At 66.3% G+C, this 24973-nt stretch carries 23 protein-coding genes and 1 tRNA gene; 12 read left to right on the top strand and 12 right to left on the bottom strand.

Annotated elements, in window-relative coordinates; all coding sequences use genetic code 11:
* Positions 1-314: 314 nt before the first annotated feature.
* The 5 genes from DWF00_RS05815 to gph all read right to left on the bottom strand — a co-directional run bounded on the left by DWF00_RS05815 (position 315) and on the right by gph (position 3963).
* Positions 315-1217, bottom strand: a complete 903-nt coding sequence (locus DWF00_RS05815) for a transglycosylase SLT domain-containing protein (RefSeq protein WP_425453062.1) — start codon at positions 1215-1217, stop codon at positions 315-317.
* 157 nt (positions 1218-1374) lie between these two features.
* Complete coding sequence (locus tag DWF00_RS05810; RefSeq protein WP_114830490.1) at positions 1375-2151, bottom strand: ABC transporter ATP-binding protein; 777 nt, start codon at positions 2149-2151, stop codon at positions 1375-1377.
* A 7-nt stretch (positions 2152-2158) separates the two neighbouring features.
* Positions 2159-2947 (bottom strand): ABC transporter permease, encoded by a 789-nt coding sequence (locus DWF00_RS05805; protein ID WP_147283732.1) that lies wholly within the window; start codon positions 2945-2947, stop codon positions 2159-2161.
* 153 nt (positions 2948-3100) lie between these two features.
* Positions 3101-3175: transfer RNA gene (locus DWF00_RS05800), tRNA-Val, on the bottom strand.
* Positions 3176-3273: 98 nt separating this feature from the next.
* Positions 3274-3963, bottom strand: coding sequence for a phosphoglycolate phosphatase (gene gph, locus DWF00_RS05795; protein ID WP_114830489.1), 690 nt, complete (start codon positions 3961-3963; stop codon positions 3274-3276).
* Positions 3964-4141: 178 nt separating this feature from the next.
* Between gph and DWF00_RS05790 the strand changes: the two genes are divergently transcribed.
* From DWF00_RS05790 to DWF00_RS05775, 4 genes are all read left to right on the top strand, one after another.
* Positions 4142-4486 carry a hypothetical protein gene (locus DWF00_RS05790; RefSeq protein WP_114830707.1) on the top strand — a complete coding sequence of 115 codons (345 nt, stop codon included), beginning with the start codon at positions 4142-4144 and terminating at the stop codon, positions 4484-4486.
* Between the two features lie 144 nt (positions 4487-4630).
* Entirely contained in the window at positions 4631-6082 is a 1452-nt protein-coding gene (locus DWF00_RS05785) for an NAD-dependent succinate-semialdehyde dehydrogenase (protein WP_114830488.1), read from the top strand.
* Positions 6083-6185: 103 nt separating this feature from the next.
* Positions 6186-6887, top strand: coding sequence for a ribose-5-phosphate isomerase RpiA (gene rpiA / locus DWF00_RS05780; protein ID WP_114830487.1), 702 nt, complete (start codon positions 6186-6188; stop codon positions 6885-6887).
* 185 nt (positions 6888-7072) lie between these two features.
* Positions 7073-7609 (top strand): DUF2059 domain-containing protein, encoded by a 537-nt coding sequence (locus DWF00_RS05775; RefSeq protein ID WP_114830486.1) that lies wholly within the window; start codon positions 7073-7075, stop codon positions 7607-7609.
* A 109-nt stretch (positions 7610-7718) separates the two neighbouring features.
* Here the strand turns inward: DWF00_RS05775 and DWF00_RS05770 are convergent, their stop codons facing one another.
* From DWF00_RS05770 to DWF00_RS05760, 3 genes are all read right to left on the bottom strand, one after another.
* Positions 7719-9218, bottom strand: coding sequence for a tripartite tricarboxylate transporter permease (locus DWF00_RS05770; protein WP_114830485.1), 1500 nt, complete (start codon positions 9216-9218; stop codon positions 7719-7721).
* A gap of 12 nt (positions 9219-9230) precedes the next feature.
* On the bottom strand, positions 9231-9710 hold the full coding sequence (locus tag DWF00_RS05765) for a tripartite tricarboxylate transporter TctB family protein (RefSeq protein ID WP_114830484.1): 480 nt from the start codon (positions 9708-9710) through the stop codon (positions 9231-9233).
* 95 nt (positions 9711-9805) lie between these two features.
* Complete coding sequence (locus tag DWF00_RS05760; RefSeq protein WP_114830483.1) at positions 9806-10768, bottom strand: Bug family tripartite tricarboxylate transporter substrate binding protein; 963 nt, start codon at positions 10766-10768, stop codon at positions 9806-9808.
* Between the two features lie 223 nt (positions 10769-10991).
* On the opposite strand from DWF00_RS05760, the gene DWF00_RS05755 reads away from it, so the two are divergent.
* The 5 genes from DWF00_RS05755 to DWF00_RS05735 all read left to right on the top strand — a co-directional run bounded on the left by DWF00_RS05755 (position 10992) and on the right by DWF00_RS05735 (position 15990).
* Positions 10992-12227: an O-antigen ligase family protein gene (locus tag DWF00_RS05755; protein ID WP_181832748.1), complete on the top strand. Its 1236-nt coding sequence runs from the start codon at positions 10992-10994 to the stop codon at positions 12225-12227.
* On the top strand, positions 12220-13602 hold the full coding sequence (gene gor, locus DWF00_RS05750; protein WP_114830481.1) for a glutathione-disulfide reductase: 1383 nt from the start codon (positions 12220-12222) through the stop codon (positions 13600-13602). Before DWF00_RS05755 ends, gor begins: the two co-directional genes overlap by 8 nt.
* A gap of 77 nt (positions 13603-13679) precedes the next feature.
* Positions 13680-13919: a type II toxin-antitoxin system VapB family antitoxin gene (locus tag DWF00_RS05745; protein WP_114830480.1), complete on the top strand. Its 240-nt coding sequence runs from the start codon at positions 13680-13682 to the stop codon at positions 13917-13919.
* Positions 13916-14326 (top strand): type II toxin-antitoxin system VapC family toxin, encoded by a 411-nt coding sequence (locus tag DWF00_RS05740; RefSeq protein WP_114830479.1) that lies wholly within the window; start codon positions 13916-13918, stop codon positions 14324-14326. Before DWF00_RS05745 ends, DWF00_RS05740 begins: the two co-directional genes overlap by 4 nt.
* 278 nt (positions 14327-14604) lie before the next feature.
* Positions 14605-15990: a class II 3-deoxy-7-phosphoheptulonate synthase gene (locus DWF00_RS05735; RefSeq protein ID WP_114830478.1), complete on the top strand. Its 1386-nt coding sequence runs from the start codon at positions 14605-14607 to the stop codon at positions 15988-15990.
* Between the two features lie 71 nt (positions 15991-16061).
* Here the strand turns inward: DWF00_RS05735 and DWF00_RS05730 are convergent, their stop codons facing one another.
* The gene (locus DWF00_RS05730; RefSeq protein ID WP_181832747.1) at positions 16062-16937 is read right to left on the bottom strand and encodes an outer membrane protein; all 876 of its coding nucleotides are present in this window, start codon (positions 16935-16937) and stop codon (positions 16062-16064) included.
* 161 nt (positions 16938-17098) lie between these two features.
* Here DWF00_RS05730 and DWF00_RS05725 point away from each other — a divergent pair, with 161 nt between their 5' ends.
* Positions 17099-17392 carry a Dabb family protein gene (locus tag DWF00_RS05725; RefSeq protein WP_114830476.1) on the top strand — a complete coding sequence of 98 codons (294 nt, stop codon included), beginning with the start codon at positions 17099-17101 and terminating at the stop codon, positions 17390-17392.
* Positions 17393-17476: 84 nt separating this feature from the next.
* A complete protein-coding gene (locus tag DWF00_RS05720; RefSeq protein ID WP_114830475.1) occupies positions 17477-19216 on the top strand; it encodes an NAD+ synthase in 1740 nt (579 codons plus the stop codon).
* A gap of 8 nt (positions 19217-19224) precedes the next feature.
* On the opposite strand, the gene DWF00_RS05715 is transcribed toward DWF00_RS05720, so the two are convergent.
* Positions 19225-20454 carry a Fic family protein gene (locus DWF00_RS05715; RefSeq protein WP_181832746.1) on the bottom strand — a complete coding sequence of 410 codons (1230 nt, stop codon included), beginning with the start codon at positions 20452-20454 and terminating at the stop codon, positions 19225-19227.
* A gap of 152 nt (positions 20455-20606) precedes the next feature.
* Between DWF00_RS05715 and gltX the strand changes: the two genes are divergently transcribed.
* Positions 20607-21947, top strand: a complete 1341-nt coding sequence (gene gltX, locus DWF00_RS05710) for a glutamate--tRNA ligase (RefSeq protein WP_114830474.1) — start codon at positions 20607-20609, stop codon at positions 21945-21947.
* Between the two features lie 194 nt (positions 21948-22141).
* Here the strand turns inward: gltX and DWF00_RS05705 are convergent, their stop codons facing one another.
* Positions 22142-23464 (bottom strand): MFS transporter, encoded by a 1323-nt coding sequence (locus DWF00_RS05705; protein WP_114830473.1) that lies wholly within the window; start codon positions 23462-23464, stop codon positions 22142-22144.
* 337 nt (positions 23465-23801) lie between these two features.
* Complete coding sequence (locus DWF00_RS05700; protein WP_181832745.1) at positions 23802-24947, bottom strand: DUF2865 domain-containing protein; 1146 nt, start codon at positions 24945-24947, stop codon at positions 23802-23804.
* Positions 24948-24973: the final 26 nt, after the last annotated feature.

Raw genomic sequence — 24973 nt, 5'->3', positions numbered from 1 at the left:
CTGGAAGGACGGCGGTTCGAAGGACATGAAGTTGACTGCAAAAGGTCAACATCTCCTCACTTTCCTGTCAGAATCGCGCATAGGCTGCAATCAGCCAGCCATCACATCGGCGCGAGGGGCGAGGCTTTCCCAAGCGTCCGTTGCGCACCTGCAACATAGCGGGAGCAACTCAGAGACCGTTTTGGAATTCGCCAGCGCGAGTGGGCTGGCGTGGCTGTCGAGAACCGGAGCGGAGCAGACTAATGTCTGTGAGCACCGGAAGCGCAGACAGCCGCGTCAGACGGCCGTCGCTGGTAAAATTGCCAAAGGGTCTCTCAGCTCCGCAGCACCACGCAGGCTCCGCTCTGGGCCTGGATCCGCCGGCACAGCGCGGTCGCCTCGGTCCGCGTCGCCGCCGGCAGCCGCACCCGGTAGAAGGCGCGCGTGCCGCGGCTGCGCAGCCGCGTGCCGATCACCATCGGCAGCAGCTCGCCGACCACCGCGCGGTGCCTGGCGGCGGCGCGCTTGAACGAGGCGAGCGCCCGCGCCTTCGAGAAATTGCCGGCGAGTTGCACGCCCCAGGGCGCGAAGGCGGCCTCCGCGATGCTGAGCGAGGGGCGGCTGCCAGCCCGAACCGCCTCGACCACCGTGCCGCAGGGCGAGGTGCCGTCGGGCGTCGCAGGACGGCGAATGAGCGGCAGGTCGCGCGCGTCGCGGCTGGCTTCAGTGATCGCATCCTCGGCCCATTGCTGCGCGCTCGCGCCTGTGATGGCGACGACGTAGTTCTCGGTCTCGTAGGGCAGGGCTCCGGTGCCGCCGCGCGCCAGCCAGCCGGCGACGCGGTTGGGTCCGCCGTTATAGCCTGCTGCGGCCAGCCCCCAATTGCCGAAGCGCTGACGCAACTCGGCCAGGAAATGCGCCGCCTTCGGCACGGCCTGCTCGGGGTCGAACGGGTCGATCAGCCCGCGTTCGCGCGCCGTGCCGGGCATGAACTGCGCCACGCCCTGCGCCCCGGCCGGGCTGGTGACGCCCGGGCGGAAGCTCGATTCCTGGAAGATCAGGCGGGTGAGGAAGGCAGAGGGAACGTCATGCTCGCGCGCGGACGCATCGATCAGCCGGCAGAGCGCGTCATCGATGCCCGAGGAGGCAGGTTCGGCCGGATTGCCCTGGGCCGGGCCAGCGAGCGCGCTGCCGAGGAGGACGAGGATCGCCAGGGCACGGCGCGAAAAAGCGGGAATCGGTTTTTCGCGTAAGCCATGCTCTGACTTTTGGGCGACGGTCACGTTTTTCGCAATTGGATGGTTCCATCCAACTGCGACGTGATCGAGGAGGCGGGCTTTGCGGGGCATCGCCGGATCGAATAGGCCCTTCGCTCGAGCAGGCCAAGCGCCCCGATCAGCCGGCCTGCTCCTGGGCTGCTGCGGCGTTCGCGCTCTCGTACTTGTCCATGACCTCATCGGTCGGGCCATCCATGACGATCTTGCCGCCGGCGAGCCAGAGCGTGCGCTGGCAGAAGCGCCGGATCGAGTTGTTGGCGTGGGAGGCCAGGAACATGATCTCCGCCTTGTCGATCATGCCGTGCAGGCGCTGCTCGGCCCGCTGGGCGAAGGACGCGTCGCCGACGCCGATCACCTCGTCGAGGATGACGATGTCCGGTCGGACGGCGGTGCTCACCGCGAAGGCGAGGCGCAGCAGCATGCCGCTGGAATAAGCCCGGACGGGCAGGTTCAGGTATTCGCCGAGCTCGCTGAATTCCTCGACGTCCGGGATGAGCGCGCGGGCCTGCGTCCGGGTGAGGCCGAGCATGACGCCGCGCAGGACGATGTTCTCATAGCCGGTCGATTCCGAATCCATGCCCATCGACAGGTCGATGAGCGAGGAGACCCGTCCGGTGATGGTCGCTTCGCCGCTTGTCGGCGGGTAGATTCGGCCCAGCACGCGCAGCAGCGTGGTCTTGCCGGCGCCATTATGGCCGATCAGCCCGATGCGCTCGCCGCTCGAGACCTCGAGGTTGATGGCGTCGAGCGCGTGCACCACGGTCACGCTGCGGTCGCGCGTGTCTTCGAGGCTCCCGCCCACCGCCCGGCGCAGGATCTCGTTCTTCAGCCCGCGCCCCCGCGAATTGTAGATCGCGAGTTCGACCGAGGCGTTCTTGAGCGTTACCTGGGCCATTTCCGCCTCACAGCCAGTAGACGATGCGCCGCGAGTAGCGTCGGACGAAGTTCAGCGTCAGCAGCCAGCCGAGGACGGCCATCCCCAGCGCGATCGCATAGCTCGCGGCGGTCGGCACGATGTCGAGCAACGGGTCGCGGATGACCGAGAGCAGCGCGGCCAGGGGATTGAGCAGGAGCAAAGGGTGGTCCGCACCGAGCTGATGCGGGCGAAACATCACCGGCGTGATGAAGAACGCGATCTGCACGACGCTCTGGATGATCTGCGGGATGTCGCGGAAGCGGGCCGAGAGGATTGCCAGCAGGTAGGCGATCCAGCTGAGGTTGAGCAGCGCCAGCACCAGGCCCGGAAGAAACAGGAGTATCGTCCAGCTGATTGGCGACCCGCAGATGAGCAGAACCATCGGGATGATGACGAAGTTATGCGCGAAGGTCAGGACGTTCCGGGTCAGCACCCGCAGGATGTAGGTGAACTTGGACAGGTCCGTCTGCCGGATGATCGAGTCGCTCTCGATGAAGGCCATGGCGCCTTCGTTGATGCAGCCGGCGATGAAGCCCCAGAGCACGATGCCGGTGGCGAGGAAGGGCAGGTAGCTGCCGAGCTCCTGCTTGAAGATGGTGGAATAGACCAATCCCATGCCGAAGATCATGCTGGCCATGCTGATCGTCATCCAGATCTGGCCGAGGCGCGAGCGCTTGTAGCGCCGGGCGATGTCGCTTTGCCCCAGCATCCACCAGATGCGCCAGGAGGAAATGCCGCCGGCAATCTCCGCCATGGCCTGCCCCGTCTCACGCATGCCGTGTCTGACCTTGTCCTGTGTCGGGCGCTGCTGGTGCGTCGATCGGCGCCATCCGGGCCTGGCAGTGCCTGTCCGCCTGCTGGCGAGCGGACTGGATCGTCTGTTCCATGATGGGCGGCGGTGCGATGTGGCTCGGAGACCCGGAAGACATGGTGGGCGGCACAGGGATCGAACCTGTGACCCCTCCCGTGTGAAGGGAGTGCTCTACCGCTGAGCTAGCCGCCCGAACCGGGGCCTCTCCTAGAGCATCGGGCCGGAAACTGTAAAGCGGTTTTCCAAGGATCACCATGGAGGGCCGCTGCCGGGACCCGTCGCCTGCAGCATCATGAAACCGCCGGAACCCGCTCCATGACCTTGCGCACCGCGCCCGGCAGCTCGTCGAAATGCTGGATGACGAGGTCGGGCGAGAGCGTCTCGATCGGCACGTCCGTGTAGCCGAAGGGCACGCAGATCGAGGGGATGCCGGCTGCCCTCGCCGTGGCGATGTCGGTGCGCGAGTCGCCGATCATCACCGCGCGGGCCGGATCGGCCTTGGCCTGCTCGATCGTCATGGTCAGGTGGCGCGGATCGGGCTTGAAGAAGGGGAAGCTGTCGCGCCCGGCCACGGCGGCGAACCGGCCGCTGATGCCGAAATGGTCGAGGATCAGGCGCGTGTGCAGGATCGGCTTGTTGGTACAGACCGCGAGCGCGAAGCCCTCGGACGCGAGCGTGTCGAGCGCGTCGAGCACGCCGTCGAAGAGGTAGCTGTTGCCGGCGACGTTGTCGGCATAGACCAGCAGGAACTCCTCGAAGAGTCGCTCCAGCGTCTCGCTGTCGAGCGGGCGGCCGGAGACGCGGAAGCCGCGCTCGATCAAGGCGCGCGCGCCGGCGCCGACCAGCTCGCGCGCCCGCTCCAGCGGCAGCGCCGGCAACCCCTCCTGCGTGAGGATGATGTTGAGCGTGCCCATGATGTCGGGCGCCGTCTCGGCCAGGGTGCCGTCGAGGTCGAAGACGACGATAGGGGGCAGGCTCATCGGGCGGGGCTCCGGTTGCGCAGGCGCTTAAAGGCGTTTCCCCCAGGCTTGGCAAGCGCAAAGCCGGCGGCGCGCAAGGCCATCAAAGCGCCGGCCATCGGTGCTAGTGTCCCGATGATTCGCGGTAAGGAATGCTGACGTGCCGATATCCCTTCACAGGCTCGCGCCGCTCGGGCGCATCATCGCCGTGCTTGCCGCTTGTGCGGCCCCCGCCGCAGCCGGGGCCGCGTCCTTCGAATTCGCGCCGGCGCCGCAGAACGACCTCAACCGGGTCTACCGGGTCGACCGCTCGACCGGCGAGGTCGGCGCCTGCCAGTTCCAGCTCAAGGAGGGTGGCGTCGGCGTCACCATCTGCTTCCTCGCGGGCGAGGGGGCCGGGCCGCAGCCGGCCGGCGAGTACGGCCTGATGCCATCGCGGCACGAGCGCGAGGGCGGCATCTTCCGCGTCAACCTGCGCACCGGCGAGATGAGCATCTGCTACGTCTTCGACGACAAGGTGGTCTGCACCCCGCAGGCCAAGTAGCGGACGCCACTCGTAACGGGCACCGGATGGCCGGTATTCGTGGCGCGGCGTTGCGTCGCCAGGGCTTTAAGGCTTACGGCTTCGGCACTAGCTGCCCTTCATGACTTGGGGGGCTTGCCGCCTTCGAGACTGGAAGGGATTGCCATGCTGAAGCTCAACGATCCGTCGCTGCTGAAATCGCAATGCTATGTCGACGGCGCCTGGATCGGCGCAGGCATCGACGCGGTCGATAACCCCGCCACCGGCGAGGTCCTGGCCAAGGTGCCGCGCTTCGGCGCTGATGAGACGACGCTGGCGGTCGAGGCGGCTTCGCGGGCCTTCAAGCCCTGGGCGAAGAAATCCGCCAAGGAGCGCTCGCTCATCCTGCGCAAATGGTTCGATCTGATCATGGCGAACCAGGAGGACATCGCCCAGATCATGACGGCCGAGCAGGGCAAGCCCCTGGCCGAGGCGCGCGGCGAGGTCGCCTACGCCGCCTCCTTCGTCGAGTTCTATGCCGAGGAGGCCAAGCGCATCTATGGCGAGACCATTCCCTCGCCCTTCCCGAATTCGCGCATCATCGTGCAGAAGCAGCCGGTCGGCGTCTGCGCCGCGATCACGCCCTGGAACTTTCCGGCCGCGATGATCACGCGCAAATGCGCACCCGGCCTCGCCGCCGGCTGCACCTTCGTGGTCAAGCCGGCGCCGGACACGCCGCTGACGGCGCTCGCGCTGGTGGAGCTGGCCGAGCGGGCCGGCTTCCCGGCCGGCGTGCTCAACCTCGTCACCGGAGACGCGGTCGCGATCGGCAAGGTCATGACCACGCATCCTGCGGTGCGCTTCGTCGGCTTCACCGGCTCGACCCCGGTCGGCAAGCTGCTGATGCAGCAGGCCGCCTCGACCGTGAAGAAGGTCGGGCTCGAGCTCGGCGGCAACGCCCCCTTCATCGTCTTCGACGATGCCGATCTCGATGCCGCCGTGCAGGGCGCGATCATCGCGAAGTACCGCAACATGGGCCAGACCTGCGTCTGCACCAACCGGCTCTTCGTCCAGGACGGCATCCATGACGAGTTCGTCGCGAAATTTGCCGGCGAGGTCGCCAGGATGAAGGTCGGCAACGGCGTCGAAATCGGCGTCGTGCAGGGCCCGCTGATCAACGAGCGCGCGGTCGAGAAGGTCGAGCGTCATGTCGCCGACGCGGTCGCCAACGGCGCCAAGGTCGTGGTCGGTGGCCACCGCCATGCCTTGGGCCGCACCTTCTTCGAGCCGACCGTGCTCTCCGGTGTCACCACCAGGATGCTGGTGACCAACGAGGAGACTTTTGGCCCGGTCGCCCCGGTCTATCGCTTCACGACCGAGGACGAGGTCGTGCAGATGGCGAACGACACGCCCTTCGGTCTCGCCGCCTATTTCTACTCGAAGGATCTCGGCCGTGCCTTCCGCGTCGCCGAGGAGCTTGAATACGGCATGGTCGGCATCAACTCGGCCATCCTCGGCACCGAGGTCGCGCCCTTCGGCGGGGTCAAGGAATCCGGGCTCGGCCGCGAAGGCTCGCTGCATGGCATGGATGAGTTCGTCGAGATCAAGTACATGCTCGTCGGCGGGCTCGGCGTCTGAGCGTCGGCGCCGATCAGCCGGGGATATCCCGTCGCGCCGCTTCTCGCGGCGCGGTCGCCCGTGCTAGCCGGAGGGACAACTTCTCCCCAGGCATGAGGCAGCGATGAGCCCGGACGATCTCAAGAAGCTGGCGGCGGCGCGCGCGCTCGAACTGGTGCGTCCTGGCATGCGGCTCGGCCTCGGCACCGGCTCCACCGCCAAGCACTTCGTCGACCTGCTCGGCGCCCGCGTCGCGGCTGGGCTCGATGTGCTCTGCGTCGCGACCTCGGAGGTGACGCAGGCCCAGGCCGAGAGCCTGGGCATCCCGATGTCCACCCTCGACGAGACGCCGGAGCTCGACCTCACCGTCGACGGCGCCGATGAGGTCGACCCGCAACTGCGCCTGATCAAGGGCGCCGGCGCGGCGCTGCTGCGCGAGAAGATCGTCGCCGCGGCCTCTAAGCGCATGGTCGTGATCGCCGATGACAGCAAGCTCGTCGCCGAGCTCGGCCGCTTCCCGCTGCCGATCGAGGTCGTGCCCTTTGGCCTGGAGGCGACTCGCCGGGCCATGGCGGCGGCGATCACCGCGTCAGGGGCGGCAGGCGAGCTCAGGCTGCGCAAGCGGCCAGATGGCACGGTGCTGCTGACTGATGGCGGCCACTACATCCTCGATGCGCATCTCGGCCGCATCGCCAACCCGGAACTGCTCGGAGCGGCGCTCAACGTGGTCCCGGGCGTGGTCGAGCACGGGCTCTTCCTCGGCCTTGCCGCCGGCGCCATCTTGGCCAGCGGCGACGGGCTGAAAATCCTCGGCGCGATCGAATGATTCCATTCTGCCGGAAACCACGCTAAGGAGGCCCCGTGCGGGTCGCCTGGGTCAGGCGGCCTGCGCTATGCCAGTGAGACGTCACCGAAACAACAGAGCGGCCAGCTCGCAAGCGTGTCGCGGTCGAGTTCCGATTGCCAAGACCGCCATATCAAGTCCGCCGCATCACAAAGGGGCCTAATGCCATGATCCGACACCACCTTGCCGGCGCGGCCATCGGCCTGGCGCTTGCCGTCTCCGCGCCCGCGCAGGCCCAGCTTCTTGCGCAGCCCCCCGCGCAGGCTCCGGTCGCGCAGGCGGATATCCCGCAGAGCCATCTGCAGGCGGCCAAGGATGTCCTGATCCTCACGGGCGTCGCCGAATCCTTCGAGTCGATCTACAACGAATTCCGCGTGCGCGTTCGCGAGATGGTCGTCACCACGCGGCCGGAGCTTGCGAAGGACACCGACGAGGTGATCGCCGGTTTGAAGGCCGAGGCCGACAAGAAGCGCGACGACATGCTGGCCTCTGCCTCCTTCATCTTCGCCAAGCACATGACCGAAGCCGATCTCAAGGAGGTCGGGGCCTTTTTCAGGTCGCCCGTCGGCCAGCGTTACAACGCCGCGCGGCCCAAGGCGCTCGACGAGATCTTCGCCCTGCTGCAGCCCTGGAGCGTCAACACGAGCAACTCGCTGTTCGATCGCTTCAGCGAGGAGATGCGCAAGCGCGGCCACCAGCTCTGAGCTGAGCCGCCCGTGATCGCGAAAGAGCCGCCGGCGTCCGACGCCGGCGGCTCTTTCGTTTGGGTCGGGCGTTGCCGGCGCGCTGCCGCGGAGCGGTCCGGCGATCCGTCTAGTCCTCGGCCGCCTTGAATTTGTCGAGGCCCTTCATCACGAAGGGCGCGACGAGCGCGATGAAGGAGAGGCCGAGCAGCGTCGCCGAGCCCGGATTCTCCAGCAGGATCATCGGGTCGCCCAGGCTGATCTGCAGCGCGCGCCGAAGCTGCGCCTCCGCCATCGGGCCGAGAATCAGCCCGACCACCATCGGCGCGACCGGATAGTCGTAGCGCCGCATCAGATAGCCGAGATAGCCGAAGCCGAAGAGCATCGTGAGCTCCACCGGCGAACCGTTCACCGCGAGCGTGCCCATCGTCGCGAAGACCAGGATGCCGGCATAGAGCCAGGGCTGCGGGATCGCGAGCAGCTTCACCCAGAGCCCGATCAGCGGCAGGTTGATGATCACCAGCATGACGTTGGCGATGAAGAGCGAGGCGATCAGGCCCCAGACCAGGTCGGGCTTCTCAGCGAAGAGCAGCGGGCCGGGGTTGAGCCCGTATTGCTGGAAGCCGGCGAGCATGATCGCCGCCGTCGCCGAGGTCGGCAGGCCGAGCGTCAGCAGCGGCACCAGCGTGCCGGCTGCGGAGGCGTTGTTGGCCGCTTCAGGACCGGCGACGCCCTCGATGGCGCCCTTGCCGAACTCGTCCGGATATTTGCACAGCCGCCGCTCGGTCGAATAGGACAGGAAGGTCGGCACCTCGGCCCCGCCGGCCGGCAGCGCGCCGATCGGGAAGCCGAAGGCGGTGCCGCGCAGCCATGGCGCCCAGGAGCGCTTCCAGTCCTGCTTGGTCATCCAGAGCGAGCCCTTGATCGGGATGATCTCCTCCGGCGCGTGCGCCCGCTGCGAGGCGACGTAGAGCGCCTCGCCGACGGCGAAGAGGCCGACCGCGAGCGTCGTCACCTCGATGCCGTTGAGCAGTTCCGGCACGCCGAAGGTCAGGCGCGCCTGGCCGGTCAGCTTGTCGATGCCGATCAGGCCGAGCGTGATGCCGATGAACAGGCTGGTCAGGCCGCGCAGAGGTGAATCGCCGAAGGTCGCGGAGACCGTGACGAAGGCCAGGATCATCAGGCCGAAATAGTCCCAGGGGCCGAAATGCACGGCGATCTCGACCAGCCATGGCGCCAGGAAGGCGAGCCCGATCGTGGCGATGGTGCCGGCGACGAAGGAGCCGATCGCGGCTGTCGCCAGCGCCGGGCCGCCGCGCCCGGCCTTGGCCATTTTCGAGCCCTCTAGCGCGGTCGCGAGCGAGGCGCTCTCGCCGGGTGCGTTGAGCAGGATTGCGGTGGTCGAGCCACCATACATGCCGCCATAGTAGATGCCGGCGAACATGATCAGCGACCCCGCGGGGTCGAGCTTGAAGGTGACCGGCAGCAGCAGCGCCACGGTCAGCGCCGGGCCGATGCCGGGCAGCACGCCGACTGCGGTGCCGAGGAAGACGCCGATCAGGCAGAAGAGCAGCTTCGAGGGCTCAAGAGCGACGGTGAAGCCGTGAAGCAGGGCGAGAAGCGTGTCCATTTTTGCCGCTCCTCAGAAGAACAGGTGCTCGAGCGGCCCGGCGGGCAGGCTCAGCGTCAGCAGTTTCTGGAACACCAGGAAGATCCCCAGGCCGAGCACGAGGCCGATGGCGAAGTCCACCGCGAAGGCGCGCCGGCCCATGCCGCGTGCCGTGCAGGCGAAGATCAGCGCCGTCGCCAGGATGAAGCCGCCGCCAAGCGCGATGCAGGCGACGAGGCCGACGAGCCCGGCGACGATCGAGAGGATCGCGCCGGTATCAGCCTTGTCCGGGGTGGGGATGCCGTCCTTGAAGGCGACGACGACATGCGTTAGCCCGAGGATGGCGAGGCAGATGCTGACCACATAGGGTACGGCCGTCGGGCCGAGGCCGTAGGTCGAGACGATGGTCTGCTGGGACGCGTCATTGGCGACGAGCCCGGCGCTAGCCAGCAGCAGGGCTGCGACGACGAGCGCCGGCCGGTCGATTCTTCTTGTGATGGTTTCGTTGGCCATGCCCGGTACCCGTCTGAAAGTGCTGTCGGGAGGTGAGAAAGGGGCCGGTTGCCCGGCCCCTTCGCGGGTTCGAAACGGTGCGAGACGTCAGCGCCTCACTTCACCAGGCCGACATCGTGCATGACCTTGGAGACGCGCTCCTGCTCGGCCTTCTGGAAGGCGGCGAACTCGGCGCCGCCGAGATAGGCGTCGTCCCAGCCGCGCGCCTTCAGGATCTCGGCCCATTCCTTCGACTTGACCAGCTTTTCGACCGCGTCCGACAGGGTCTTCTGCTGCTCGGCGCTCAGGCCGGGGGCGGCGACCACGGAGCGCCAGTTCAGCAGCTCGAGGTTGATGCCCTGTTCCTTCAGCGTCGGCGCATCCGGCGCGTTGGCGAGGCGCTTCGGCGACGACACCGCGATGGCGCGCAGCTTGCCGGCCTTGATCTGGCCCTCGAACTCGCCATAGCCCGAGATGCCGGCCGTGACGCGGCCGCCGAGCATGGCGGCGAGCGCCTCGCCACCGCCCGAGAACGGGATGTAGTTGATCTTCTTGGCGTCGGCACCGACGGCGTCGGCGAAGAGGGCGGCCAGGATGTGGTCGGTGCCGCCGGCCGAGCCGCCGGCCCAGGTCACCTTGGCCGGGTCGGCCTTGACCCGGTCGGCCAGGTCCTTGGCGGTCTTGATCGGAGAATCGGTCGGCACGACGATGACCTCGGCCTCGGCGGTCAGCCGCGCGATCGGCGTCGTCTGCGTCAGGTTCACCGGCGACTTGTTGAGGATGATCGCGCCGATCATGACGAAGCCGTTGACCATCAGCTGCGAGCCGTCGCCTTTGGCGTTGATCAGCTGCGACAGGCCGATGGTGCCGCCGGCGCCGGTGACGTTGGTGACCTGCACGCTCTTGGCGATGCCCGCGGCCATCATGGCCTGCTGCATCGAGCGCGCCGTGCCGTCCCACCCGCCGCCGGGCGATGCGGGAGCCATGAGCTTGAGCTCGAGCTGGGCGAATGCTGCTGTCGTCAGGCCGGCCAGCGCGAGCGCCGTCACGGCGCTGCGCAGTAGGATGGATTTGAGCATTGTGTTCCTCCGTGTGCGAGTTTCCGCACCATTATCGTGTCACGGCCTCGAGTGACAGCTTGATGTTTCGCCGATCAATTGCGCCTGATTACATAATCTTATGTCAAGGTCTTTCGTGGCCATCGCCGCAAAAGCGCGACAGGAATCACACTAGGCGGCCCCGGCGCGATGGCGTAAGCGCTCCGCCATGAGCTTGCCGTCCTCCCTGGCCGCCGCGTCCGCGGTGGCCACCAGCCCCCCGCGCCGCCGCTGGTCGCAGCAACTGGCGCTGCTCGGGTGCGCGCTGCTGGTCGCGCTGCCGCTCGTCATGTGGGCGGCGAATCGGTCGGCGCCGCTGGTCTTCGGGCTGGCGTCGCTGGCCTTCCTCGTGGCCGGGCAGGCGCCGCAAGTGCTGCGCAACCTTGCCGCTGCCATTCGCAGCCCGATCGGCCTCGCCCTTGGCGGCTTCCTGCTCTGGGCGCTCGTCTCGCTGGCCTGGAGCCATCGGCCCGCAGCGGGCCTCGCCATGTGGGGCGAGCTCGCCCTGCCGCTCGCCTGCGGCCTCGCCATCGTCGCGAGCGCGTCGTTCAGGGCGCGGCCGGCCGTGCTGCGCGCCCTGGCGATCGCCATCATCCTGGCCTCTTTGCTGATGGTCTTCGAACTCGCCAGCGGGCTCTCGCAACGCATCGCGCTCGGCATCGGCAAGCAGATGATCTTCATCTTCAACCGGCCGGTCATCACCTGCCTCATGCTCTCGGCTCCGGTCATCCACGGCCTATGGACCCGCCCCGGCGCATCGACGCGCGATCGTGTGCTTGCGGCGCTGACGGCGCTTGCGGTCGGCTGGTGCACCTTCGCCTCCGAGAGCGGCGCGGCCAAGCTCGGCCTGCTGATGCTGGCCGCCGGCTGGGCCGTGACGCTGGTCCTGCCCCGCCTGTCGCTCGCCGCGACCATGCTCGCCTTCGCCGCGACGCTCGCAATCGCGCCGTTCCTCGGACAGCTCGCCGACCGCGCCATTCCGCCCTCCGTGCATGCGGAGCTGGCGGATTCGCATTCGCGCGACCGCGTCGACATCTGGCTCAGCTTCGGCGAGGCAATCAGGGCGCGGCCGCTCATCGGCTCCGGCTTCGGCGCCTCCGCCGCGCTCCAGACGCATCCCGTGGCGGCGCAGGTGTCGGAGCCGCGCCGCTTGCTTCTCGGCGTTGGCCATCCACATAGCGCGCCGGTGCAGGTCTGGGTCGAGACCGGGCTGGTCGGTGCGCTGCTGCTGGGCTTCGCCGGGCTTGCCTTCCTGACTCGTCTGCGGCGCCTGCCGGCGCGCGATCTTGCGCCGCGGCTCGCGGTCTTCGCGGCGGCCTTCGCCATGGCCTCGGTCGGGCATGGCGCCTGGCAGGGCTGGTGGATCGCCGTGCTGACCGCTGCGGCCGTCTGGTTCGATGCGGGCAAAGCAAGGCCCGACCAAGAGGTGGACCATGTCTGATTTCGATGTCGATCTCTTCGTGATCGGGGCCGGCTCCGGCGGTACCCGCGCCGCCCGCATTTCCGCTGGCCATGGCGCCCGGGTCATGATCGCGGAGGAGGACCGCATCGGCGGCACCTGCGTCATCCGCGGTTGCGTGCCAAAGAAGCTCTTCGTCTATGCCAGCCGCTTCGCCGAGGATTTCGAGGACGCCGCCGCCTTCGGCTGGACGCTCGGCAAGCCGAGCTTCGACTGGCCGACCCTGCGCGATGCCGTCGCCAACGAGGTGACGCGGCTGTCGGGCCTCTACCGCAAGGGCCTGGACGGCGCCGGCGTCGCCATCCGCGAGGAGCGGGCGGTGATCGAGGGGCCACAGCAGGTCCGCCTGCTCAAGTCCGGCGAGATGATCCGTGCCAGACATATCCTGGTGGCGACCGGCGGCTACCCGGCCTTCGATCCGCCGATCCCCGGCGGCGAGCTCGGCATCAGCTCCAACGAGGTCTTCCATCTGCCGAGCCTGCCGAAGCGGATGCTCGTGGTCGGCGGCGGCTATATCGCGCTCGAATTCGCCAGCCTGTTCCTGCGCCTCGGCGTCGAGGTCACGGTGCTGCATCGCGGCGACAACATCCTGCGCGGCTTCGATGAGGATGTCAGGGTGCGCCTGCGCGAGGCGCTGGCCCATGCCGGCATTAAATTCCGCCTCGGCTGCACGGTCGACCGCATCGAGCAACTGCCCGATGGCACCCGTCGCGCCCATTGCGCCAAGGGCGAGCCGATCGATGCGGACGCCATCCTCGTCGCCACCGGCCGCCGGCCCAACACGGTCGGGCTCGGCCTGGAGCAGGTCGGCGTCAAGCTCGGCCCGGTCGGCCAGGTCATGGTCGACGAGAGCTCGGCCTCGTCGGTGCCGTCGATCCATGCGGTCGGCGACGTCACCAACCGGGTCAACCTGACCCCGGTCGCGATCCGCGAGGGCCACGCCTTCGCCGACTCGACCTTTGGCGGTAGGCCCTGGGCGATGAACCACAGCCTCGTCGCCTCCGCCGTCTTCACCACGCCGGAGGTCGGCACGGTCGGGTTGAGCGAGCAGCAGGCATTGGCGGCCGGCTTCGAGGTCAGCGTCTTCGAAACCGGCTTCCGGCCGATGAAGGCGACGATCTCCGGCCGCCAGGAGCGCATCTACATGAAGCTGGTGGTCGACGCGAAGAGCGACCGCGTGCTTGGCGTCCACATCCTCGGCCACGACGCCGGCGAGATCATCCAGGCGGTCGCCATCGCCGTGACCATGGGCGCGACCAAGGCCGATTTCGACCGCACCATCGCCCTGCACCCGAGCGCGGCCGAAGAGCTGGTGACGATGCGGACGCCGCGGGCGTCGGTGCCGACGAGCCTATAGGCTCGGGCCTTGTTCAAGGCGGCTGGGATCGCTATTTCTAGAATAGTTGGATACCTTTCTAGAAAGGCGGTGCGTTCATGGGCTTGAGCATCAAGAACGAGGCCGTCGAAGCACTGGCGCGCGACCTTGCCCGCCGCCATGGCACGGGCGTGACCGAGATCATCCATCGTGCACTGGCCGAGAAGGCGGAGCGGGACGCGGCCGAGCCGTCTTTGTGGGAGAAATTGCGGCCACTCCACGAGAAGCTGCGCGCCATGCCCGACAGCGGCCTACCTACCGATAGAGCCTTCTATGACGAATTGAGTGGCGGTCAGTGATCGCGCTCGATGCATCCGCGATCGTCGCGATCATGGTCGAGGAACCCGAGGCCGCGATGCTATCGGGGCGGCTGGAGCAGCGGGATGGACAGCGTTTCGCTTCGACCGTGACCGTTTGGGAGGCGGCCTGTGCTGTCGCGCGACGGAAGGCAATATCCCGGACGGCAGGCCTCGCGCTCGTAGATGAGTTTTTGGCTGCAGCGGCAATCGAACCAATCGCGCCGAATATGACAATCACCGCGCTCGCTGCCGAAGCGGCCGAGCGTTATGGCATGGGGAATGGGCCGCGCTATCCGGGCATCCTCAACCTCGGCGATTGCTTCTCCTACGCGACGGCAAAGCATTTGAGCGCCGCACTGTTGTTCAAGGGCGACGATTTCCCGCGCACGGATATCGAGGTGGCATAGCCGCCCGGACTCTGCGTCATCCTGCTGCCGTGATTCAGCGTCTCAAGTCGTTGAATCAATCCGCAAGCGGCCGGAACCCTTGCATGAAGGCCTTCTGCTAACTGATTCTCCCGACTCGTCTTTCATGACGTTGCGTCATCGTCGGCTGCGGCTCCTCGCCGCGATTGCGAGCCAGCGTGGTATTGGCCATCGCCACCTCGTCGGTGTATAGAGCGCCTGGATCACGCTGCCTTCCGAAGAGAGGGTGGCGCGACATTTTATTCTCAGGAGCACGTGTGATGTCCGAGCGGTGGACGCCCGAGAGCTGGAGGGCAAAGCCCGTCCAGCAGATGCCGGAATATCCGGATCAGGCCGTTTTGAAGGCAGTCGAGCAGCAGCTCGCCGGCTTTCCGCCGCTGGTTTTTGCGGGTGAGGCGCGCAAGCTCAAGAAGGCTCTCGGACAAGTCGCAAACGGCGAGGCCTTCCTGCTCCAGGGCGGAGACTGCGCCGAGAGCTTCGGCGAGCATTCGGCCGACAACATCCGCGACTTCTTCCGGCTGTTCCTGCAGATGGCGGTGGTGCTGACCTTCGCTGGCGGTTCGCCTGTGGTAAAGGTCGGCCGTGTCGCCGGGCAGTTCGCCAAGCCGCGCTCGGCCCCGACCGAGACGATCGGCGGCGTCGAGCTGCCGAGCTACAAGGGCGACATCGTCAACGATATCGACTTCACGGCAGAGTCCCGCATCCCGGATCCGCGCCGCCAGCTCGAGGCTTACCGCCAGTCGGCGGCGACGCTGAACCTGCTGCGCGCGTTCGCGACCGGCGGCTACGCCAATCTCGACAACGCGCATCGCTGGATGCTCGGCTTCGTCAAGGATTCACCGCAGTCGAGCCGCTACACCGAGGTGGCCGAGCGCATCACCGAGGCGCTCGACTTCATGCGCGCCATCGGCATTGATCCCGAGACGCATCCCGAGATGCGCACGACGGATTTCTACACCAGCCACGAGGCGCTGCTGCTCGGCTACGAGCAGGCGCTGACCCGCGTCGATTCCACGACCGGCGACTGGTACGCCACCTCCGGCCACATGGTCTGGATCGGCGACCGCACGCGCCAGCTCGACCATGCCCATGTCGAGTATTTCCGCGGCATCAAGAACCCGATCGGCTTGAAATGCGGCCCGTCGCTGAAGGCCGACGATCTGCTCCGGCTGATCGACGCGCTCGACCCGCAGAACCAGGCCGGTCGCCTGACGCTGATCGGCCGCTTCGGCGCCGACAAGGTCTTCGACCACCTGCCGGCTTTGGTGCGCGCCACCAAGCGGGAAGGGCGCAACGTCGTCTGGTCCTGCGACCCGATGCACGGCAACACGGTCAAGGCCGCGAGCGGCTACAAGACCCGGCCCTTCGACCTGATCCTGACCGAGGTGAAGAACTTCTTCGCCGTGCACCAGGCCGAGGGCACCCATGCCGGCGGCATCCATCTGGAGATGACCGGCAAGAACGTCACGGAGTGCACGGGCGGCGCCCGCGGCATGACCGACGCCGACCTGAACGACCGCTACCACACGGTCTGCGACCCCCGCCTCAACGCCGAGCAGGCGCTGGAGATGGCGTTCCTGGTCGCCGAGCTCGTCAAGCGCGAGCGGGCAGGGCGGGAGCGCCCGGTGGTCGAGGCGGCGGAGTAACCTTCGTCAGCCTGCCAATGAAAAAGGCCGCGGCGAATGCCGCGGCCTTTTTGTTTCGCCTAAGTCTCGTTTCAGAACTTCAGGCCGGCCGCGACGCGCGCCGTGTTGATGGTCGCGGTCGTGCCCTCGACATCGGCAAAGCGGATGAGCTGATACTCGCCCCGGAGGAAGAGGTTGTCGGTCAGCGCCCACTCGATGCCGGCGCCCGCGGTCAGGCCAAAGCCGTAGACATCAGTCTTGGTGCTTCCGACAGTCAGCGGATAGCCGGATGCTCTCCCCGACTCGACCAGCCCGGTCACCGGGTTGATGCGTTCGAATTCCCAGGTGGCGCGGATCGTTGACGTCGTGTCGAAGCGCCCGACAGCGCCGCCGATCGTCGCGAAGGGCATGAAGCGGCCGAAGGCCCAGCCCATGCGCAGCCGGGCTGTCGCATAGTCGTGCAATTTGGCACCCTGATTGGTCGTCATCGACCAGTCGTTGAGCGTGCCGTCCGAGGTCGGCGAGCGCCGGGCGATGTAGTCACTGACGTCGTAGCGCTGACCGGCGCGGGTATAGTCGAGCTCGAAGCCGAGCACCGCGTCGCCGAACGCCACGTTGTAGCCGGCGAAACCGAAGAAGGTCGCACCGCTGTCGCGTTTCGACGGCAGGTTGTTGACGAACGAGCCCATGTCCCGCTCGGCGCCGAGCGTCGTATTGCGGAATGCGTAACGGGCAAGGTCCTGCAGACCCGTGCCCGGCTCGAACTCCGTGTTCGAGACGCCTGCGCCGCCGCCGACATAGAAGCCCGACCAGTTGAACGGGCCGTCAAAATAATCCGGGGGAGGCGGTGTATCCTCGACCTGCGAGCCGCGCAGCACGGGATAATCGGCCGCCGCAGCCGCGCCGCCGGCCAAGGACAGTCCGAGCGCCGCAACACCGAGCGCCGATGCAATGGAACGGATATGCATCTCGATCTCCCCAGGGCCTGGGGCCTGTCTGGCCCCCTCGCATTGCCCATAGGTCATTCATCCAATAGTAACCCTAATGCCCGGTTAACGCTGCGGAATGTGCTCTTCGGGCATGCGGCTGGAGCCGTAGCGTCGGCCTGCTTCGCCGCTTATGGAGAGCCATGATCCGGCACATCGTCTTCTTCACAGCCAGCCGCCCCGAGGATATCGAGACCATCCGTACAGGCCTGCAGCGGCTCGGCGATATCCCGCATGTGAGCGCCTTCGAGGTCGTGCTCAATCGCAAGGTCGATCCGCTGGGCAACGAGATCGATGTGGTCGTCTACGCCGAGTTCGCCGACGAGGCGGCGCTGGCGGCCTACAAGGCGCATCCGGTCTATGCCGAGACCACGGACCGGGTGCGGCCGCTGCGCGAGCTGCGCTACTCCGCCGATTTCCGCTCGACATTGCGCTGAAGGGCCACACACCGCTGAAAACGCAGGCCGGGCGCGCCAAGCCCGCCGTTGCTGGCGGCACGCCTGCGCGCTAAAGCGAGACGCATGACCGCGACCTCCTTCCGCCTCGCCCTCGCTCAGCTCAATCCGGTTGTCGGAGACGTCTCCGGCAATGCCGACAAGGTCCGCGCCGCCCGCAAGCAGGCGGCCGGGGCAGGGGCCGACCTGATCATGTTTCCCGAACTCTTCCTCTCGGCCTATCCGCCGGAGGACCTCGTGCTCAAGCCGGCCTTCCAGGACGCTTGCCGCAAGGCCTGCGAGGCCCTGGCGCGCGAGACCGCCGATGGTGGCCCGGCCGTGCTCGTCGGCTTGCCCTGGCTCGAGGACGGCAAGCTCTACAACGCCTATGCCCTGCTCGATGGCGGGCTGATCCAGTCGGTACGCTTCAAGGTCGATCTGCCGAACTATGGCGTGTTCGACGAGAAGCGCGTCTTCGAGCCCGGCCCGCTGCCGGGCCCGGTCGTGTTCCGCAACCATATCCGCCTCGGGCTGCCGGTCTGCGAGGATATCTGGGGCGAGGAGGTGGTCGAGTGCATCGCCGAGACGGGCGGTGAGATCCTGCTCGTGCCGAACGGCTCGCCCTATCGCCGCGGCGTCACCGACGAGCGCCTGAGCGTCGCCGTCGCCCGCGTCGTCGAGGCCGGCCTGCCGATGGTCTATCTCAACCAGCTAGGCGGCCAGGATGAGCTCGTCTTCGAGGGCGGCTCCTTCGTGCTGAACGCCGATAAGAGCTTCGCGTGCCAGCTTCCGGCCTTCCGCGAGGCCATCGCTATGACGGAATGGGAGCAGGTCGACGGCCAGTGGCGCTGCCGGCCAGGCGAGATGGCCGCCATTGAAAGCGGCGACGAGGCCGACTACGCCGCCTGCGTGCTCGGCCTGCGCGACTACGTCCAGAAGAACGGCTTCCCCGGCGTCGTGCTCGGCCTGTCGGGCGGCATCGACTCGGCCTTGTGCGCCGCCATGGCGGTCGATGCGCTCGGCGCCGACAAGGTCCGCTGCGTGATGATGCCCTATCGCTTCACCTCGCAGGAGAGCCTCGACGACGCCAGGGCCTGCGCCGACGCGCTCGGCGTGCGCTACGAGATCGTGCCGATCTCCGAGCCGGTCGAGGGCTTCGAGCGCGCGCTCGCCGATCTCTTCGCCGGCACCAACCGCGGCATCACCGAGGAGAACCTGCAGAGCCGCGTGCGAGGCACGCTGCTGATGTCGATCTCCAACAAGTTCGGGCCGATGGTGGTGACGACCGGCAACAAGTCCGAGATGTCCTGCGGCTACGCCACGCTCTATGGCGACATGAACGGCGGCTACAACCCGATCAAGGATCTCTACAAGACCGAGGTCTTCCGCATCTGCCACCTCCGCAACCGCTGGAAGCCGGCAGGCGCGCTTGGCCCCGATGGCGAGGTGATCCCTGAGAACATCATCGTCAAGCCGCCCTCGGCCGAACTGCGCGAGAACCAGAAGGACCAGGATTCGCTACCGCCCTACGATGTGCTCGACGACATCCTCGCCTGCCTGATCGAGCACGAGATGCGGCTCGCCGATATCGTCGCGCGCGGCCACGACCTGGAGACGGTCAAGAAGGTCGAGCGCCTGCTTTATCTTGCCGAATACAAGCGCCGTCAGGCCGCGCCCGGCGTGAAGGTCACCCGCAAGAATTTCGGCCGCGACCGGCGCTACCCCATCGTTAACAAGTTCAGGGATTCGGGCGAGGGCACCTACACGCCGGATGCCGCGCTGGTGAAGGGCGTCGGCAAGGCCGGGGTTGAGAGCTTCGATTTCTGAGCGACCAGCTAGAATTCGAAGGTTAGCTGATCTGCGGTGGACTTCATTTTCAGTGCTTCTTCTAGCTGACGCTCTGCATTTCCCGGCTTGGAGCGAGGCAGGAATGCGAGAAGGATTTCTTTCTTTGCCCTGACGCCTTCCTTTGTCTCTGATATTAAGCCAAGAGATTTTAGTTTTCCTATATCTCTTGATAGAGTTTTAGACGTTTTTACGGCGTATTCTGCCGCAATTTCTGGAGTTAGAAGTCTTAATTTAGGTCGTTCAATGTGCTCGCTCTTGTTTCCAAGGGCCAGTATTAACTTCAATTGCCTTCGATCAGACGGAGTTTTGTCTTCTCCGAATTTATCATAAACATAATTTATCCAAGATATGTCCCAAAGTTGTTGCTTTATCACTTTTATTTGATCTCGCATCTGATCAATGAAGCCTTGGATGGCATACTCGATAAATGGGACGAGATTTCCGCCATTCTTGGAGGCGCGATCTAGTTGACGATAATATTCATCGCGAGTCCGATTATAGTGATTACTAAGAAGATGGGCGGCAACGCTGGGGACGTTCGCCTCCAGCAGGAATCTGACCTCAAGCATGCGGGCTGTTCTGCCATTGCCGTCGCCGAAGGGGTGAATCCATACTAGGTAGACGTGGGATACGATGGCTTTGATTAAGCCAAACGGAACTGCAAGCTCTTCGTCTTCAAAAGCGAAGTCGCTATTTAGCCAGTCGCAGAGCTTGGTGACGAGGGTTGCGAAATCGGAAGGTGCTGCTCCCTTGTACCGTGGGACGCCAACCTGAACTGGCGAAAATTCACCGGGCGTCACATGTTCATCGGTGTCTAAATTTTCAAGTATTTGTTTATTGTAGGACTTAATTTCGGTCGCTGTTATAGGTTTGAATCCATATTTTTCCACGCTTTCGAGAATTTTATTTGCGGAATGTAGGACGTTGTCGATTTCTGTCCGAAGGTAGCGTTCCGATTTTTTTTCGTCTTTCTTGTTTTCAATTATCTCCAAGACCTGCTTCTCAGAGAGAGTGTTGCCCTCTATTGCCGTTGTGGCATGAATGCCTTTAGCCAGATAAACTCTGTGAAGCCGATCTGCGATCTCTGGACGCATCGGGACGCTGCTCAAGTGCGCGCACTTTGATCGGGCTTCGCCCAGGAGCATCCATAGCGAATGATTGAATTGACGCAGGTCCAGCGTAAACGAAAGCCAGGGGTGAGTTTGAAGGTAGGACATGCTCCCTCCGATTATGTGCCATTTTTTGTCCACTCCGATGTCCGGATGGATGTCCACAAAACTGTGCTCTCTAGATGTGTCATTTTCAATAGGGGATAGGTTCTGAACAGCAGAATTGTCCTTCCCGCTCAAACGCGCCATAAGCCCAGCCCATGACCACACCGCTCGTTCGTTTCGCACCATCGCCGACCGGCTATCTCCATATCGGCAATGCGCGCCCCGCGCTGTTCAACTGGCTGTTCGCGCGCCGGCATGCGGGGCGCTTCCTGCTGCGCTATGACGATACCGACGTTGCGCGCTCGAAGTCGGAATTCGCCGAGGCGATCCCCGTGGACCTCGCCTGGCTCGGCATCGTGCCGGACCTCGTCATCAGGCAGTCCGAGCGCCTCGCGATCTACGATGCCGCGGCCGAGAAGCTGCGCGCGGCCGGCCGGCTCTACCCCTGCTACGAGACCGCCGACGAGCTCGACCGCCGCCGCAAGCGCCAGCTCGCCCGCGGCCTGCCGCCGGTCTACGACCGCGCCGCGCTGAAGCTGACGGCGGAGGAGCGTGTGGCCCTGGAGGCGGAAGGCCGCAAGCCGCACTGGCGCTTCCTGCTTGAAGCCCGCGAGGTAGCCTGGGACGATCTTGTGCGCGGCGCCTCGCATGTCGATTGCGCGTCGCTCTCTGACCCCGTGCTCGTGCGCGAGGATGGCAGCTATCTCTACACGCTGCCTTCGGTCGTCGACGATGCCGAGCTGGGCGTGACCCATGTCATCCGCGGCGAGGACCATGTCACCAACACGGCTGTGCAGATCCAGATATTCGAGGCGCTGGGTGCGGCGATCCCGACCTTCGGCCACCACAACCTGCTGACCACGGCGAGCGGCGAGGGGCTCTCCAAGCGCCTCGGCCATCTTTCGCTGCGCGGCCTGCGCGAGACCGGCGTGGAGGCGCTGGCCGTCGCGGCGCTGGCGGTGCTGGTCGGCTCGTCGGATGCGGTCCGGCCGGTCTCCAGCCTCGATGAGCTGGCGAACCTCGTCGAGCTCGCCCATGTCTCGCGCGCGCCGGCCAAGTTCGATGAGCACGAGCTGGAGGCGCTGAGCGCCCGCACCTTGCACCAGTTGCCTTATGAGGCCGTGGCGGAGCGGTTGCAGGCTCTCGGCATCGATGGCGGCGAGCCGCTCTGGCTCGCCGTGCGCGGCAACCTCGCCAAGCTGGCTGAGGCGAAGGATTGGTGGCAGGTCGTGCAGGGGCCGCTGACGCCGGCCGTCGCAGATGCGGCCTTCGCCGCAACGGCCGCCTCGCTGCTCCCGGCAGAGCCTTTCGACAGTGCCACTTGGAAGAGCTGGACGCAGGCAGTCGGCGCCGCCACCGGCACCAAGGGCAAGGCGCTGTTCATGCCGCTGCGCCTCGCCCTGACTGGCCAGGAGCACGGGCCGGAGCTGGCCGCGCTGCTGCCGCTGATCGGGCGGGAGAAGGCGCTAAGGCGGCTTGCAGGCGAGAGCGCCTGAACGGGCCTTTCCGCGACCAACACCCTCCGCCGTCATCCCGGACAAGCCGCGTTTGCGGCGCAGCTCCGGGATCCATCGTAGGTCGCCGGAGCCTTACGATGGATCCCGGAGCTCCGCTTCGCTCCGTCCGGGATGACGGCGCGATTTATTCGACGGCGTTGCTGCTCGCTCAGCCGTGGGGGTTCGCTGCTCCCTCACTCGTGCCGGTGCATCGCCGATTCGTGCTTGGTGTCGCGCATGGTCGAATAGACCAGCAGCGAGATGAAGATCACGCCGGCGAGGTAGTAGTAGAACCATTCCTCATGGCCCTGCTGCTTGAAGAACAGCGCGATCGCCGGCGCCGTCCCGCCGAAGATCGAGACCGTCACCGCATAGGGCACGGCGACGCCGGTGGCGCGGATCGCGGTCGGGAACAGCTCGGCCTTCACGACGGCGTTGATCGAGGTGTAGCCGGCCACGAAGACCCAGGCGCCGGAGATCAGCAGGAAGGCGATCCAGGGCGATTTCGTCTGCGCCAGCGCCGACAGGATCGGCACGGTCAGGAGCGTGCCGGCGACGCCGAAGAAGATCAGCAGCGGCTTGCGGCCGATCCGATCCGAGATCCAGCCATAGATCGGCTGCAGGATCGAGGCGAAGATCAGCGAGCCGGCGATGACATAGGTCGTCGTGATGTCGGAGAGGCCGACCGTCTGCTTGACGAAGGTCTGCATGTAGGTGGTGAAGGTGTAGAAGGCGGCCGTGCCGCCGGCCGTCAGGCCGACCACGATCGCGACCTCGCGCGGGTATTTCAGCAGGCCGCGCAGCGAGCTTTCCCGCTTCTTGCCGGACTTGCTGGCCTCGACGAAGGAATCCGTCTCCTGCATGTGGCGGCGCATGAACATCGCGGTGATCGCGAGCATGGCGCCGATCACGAAGGGAATGCGCCAGCCCCATTCGACCAGCTGCTCATGGGTCAGGAAGACGTTCTGGAGCAGGAGCAGCACCAGGATGGCGGTGAGCTGGCCGCCGATCAGCGTCACGTACTGGAAGCTCGAATAGAAGCCTCGATGGTTCGGGTCGGCGATCTCGCTGAGATAGGTGGCGCTGGCGCCATATTCGCCGCCGAGGCTGAGGCCCTCGATGATGCGCGCCAGCGCCAGGAGCGCAGGCGCGGCGAAGCCGATCGAGGCATAGGTCGGCGTCACCGCGATGATCAGCGAGCCGAAGCACATCATCACCACCGAGACGGTCAAGGACAGCCGCCGGCCATAGCGGTCGGCGAGATGGCCGAAGAGCCAGCCGCCGAGCGGGCGCACGATGAAGCCGGCCGCAAACAGCGTGGCGGCGTTGAGCTGCTGCACCACCGGATCGGTGGAGGGGAAGAAATGCGGTGCGAAATAGAGTGCGAAGGCGGTGTAGGCGTAGAAATCGTACCACTCGACCAGATTGCCGACCGAGCCGATGAAGATCGCCTTCAGCCGGCGGGCGGCATCGGCGACATCGATGGGCTGGTTCGTGTTCAGCGACGTTTCTGACATGGCGATGCCTCCCGCTAGGGCCGTGCGGCGTCGTCAGAGGATTGGATCGCGGGCGATCGAATCTGGCGGCGGGGCGGGCCGATTATAGGAAACATCTAGGCCATGCGCCCTACGCTTTCGAGGAAGCATGAAGCGGGGCGGGCGCACCAAATATGCATGGCCGAACTGCTGGAGTGGCGCTTTCGGCTAATCTTCGGGAGCTGTCGGACCCACAGCCCTCATCCTGAGGAGCGGACGAAGTCCGCGTCTCGCAGGATGCTCCAGCGCGCTATGGATCATCCTTCGAGACGCCGCTGCGCGGCTCCCCAGGATGAGGGCTGAGTGTGCAAGCGCCCGCTCAGGGCCTGGCGGTCGTCGGAGCGAGGTTGGGGGCGAGGTTCGGTGCCACGATCCGGACGGTGCGGCGCTCGCCGGTCACGCTCTTGGTCTCTTTCTTGAGGCCGTCGCCCTGCTGCAGCGTCTTGTCGGGCTCGACCGCCTGCGGGCCCATGCCGGCGGATTCGGTGCCGGAGGTCGGCGAGTTCAGCGAGGGCATGGGCTCATCGCTCGGGTCGGCCGCGACTGACGTCGGAACCGGCGCGGGAGCCTGGCCCTTGCGCCTCGCGTCGGCCTTCGGATCGGCCTTCGGCCGCGACATTTCGAGCGAGCGCTGCTCGGTGACGATGATGTCGCCCTTGCGCTTGTCGAGCAGGTCCTCGGCGTTGCGCAGCACCTGCACCCAGCTTTGCCCTTGCGTCTTGCAGGTGCAGGCGGCGTCGAAGCTGCGGGTGTATTTGCCGGCGTTCGGCAGCGAGGAATACGGCGTGCCGGTCGAGCGCTGGACCGCGTTCTGGATGTCGCCGCCGCTCGACATGCCGAAGGCGCTGGTCTCGACGCCGGGGCAGAGAGCCTGGCACATCTCGTCCTGGCCGCCGCTGCCGCCGGGGCTGTTGGCGAGCGGGAAGAAGAAGCCGTCACAGGTGCGGACGCAGACCGTATAGGGCCCGCCCATGCGCGCCTTTTCCTCGGTGGGCTGCTGTTGCTGATCGGGGTCGAGCTCGGGCAAGGTCGAATCGACCTCGGGCGGCCGGCGCGGCTCGGTGCCGAAGATCGTCTCGAAGAAGCCGCGCCGCTGCGGCTCGGCCCGGCAGTTATTCTCGATTGCGGCTGCAAGCTGGGCTCGGCGCTGCTCCACGCCGCCGCCCTGGGCCTGGCGCTGCAAGGCCTGATACTGCGCCTGGAGCTGGTTCATCTGGGCGCGGATGCCGCCGCATTGCGCCGGCGGCTGCTCGCCGAAGAACAGGAAGCCGCCGCGCTCGCAGCCCATCGAGCGGAACTGGCCGGCGAGCTGCGAAAGCTGCGCGCCGACGCGCTGGGCCTGCTGCGCCGAACGCGGGTCGCCGCTGCGCTGGCCCTGCAGGCCGGCGAGTTCGGAACGCCAGGCATTGCAGGCCGGCGATTGCGCGAAGGCGGCGCCGCTCATCGCAGCGAAGGCGAGGAGCATGGTGCCAAGGCGTCGGGGAAGTCTCA

The organism is Allobosea caraganae, assembly GCF_003351345.1.
GTDB lineage: Bacteria > Pseudomonadota > Alphaproteobacteria > Rhizobiales > Beijerinckiaceae > Allobosea > Allobosea caraganae.
Note: the sequence above shows the minus strand (reverse complement) of the source record. Positions and strands in the feature narration are given on the sequence as shown.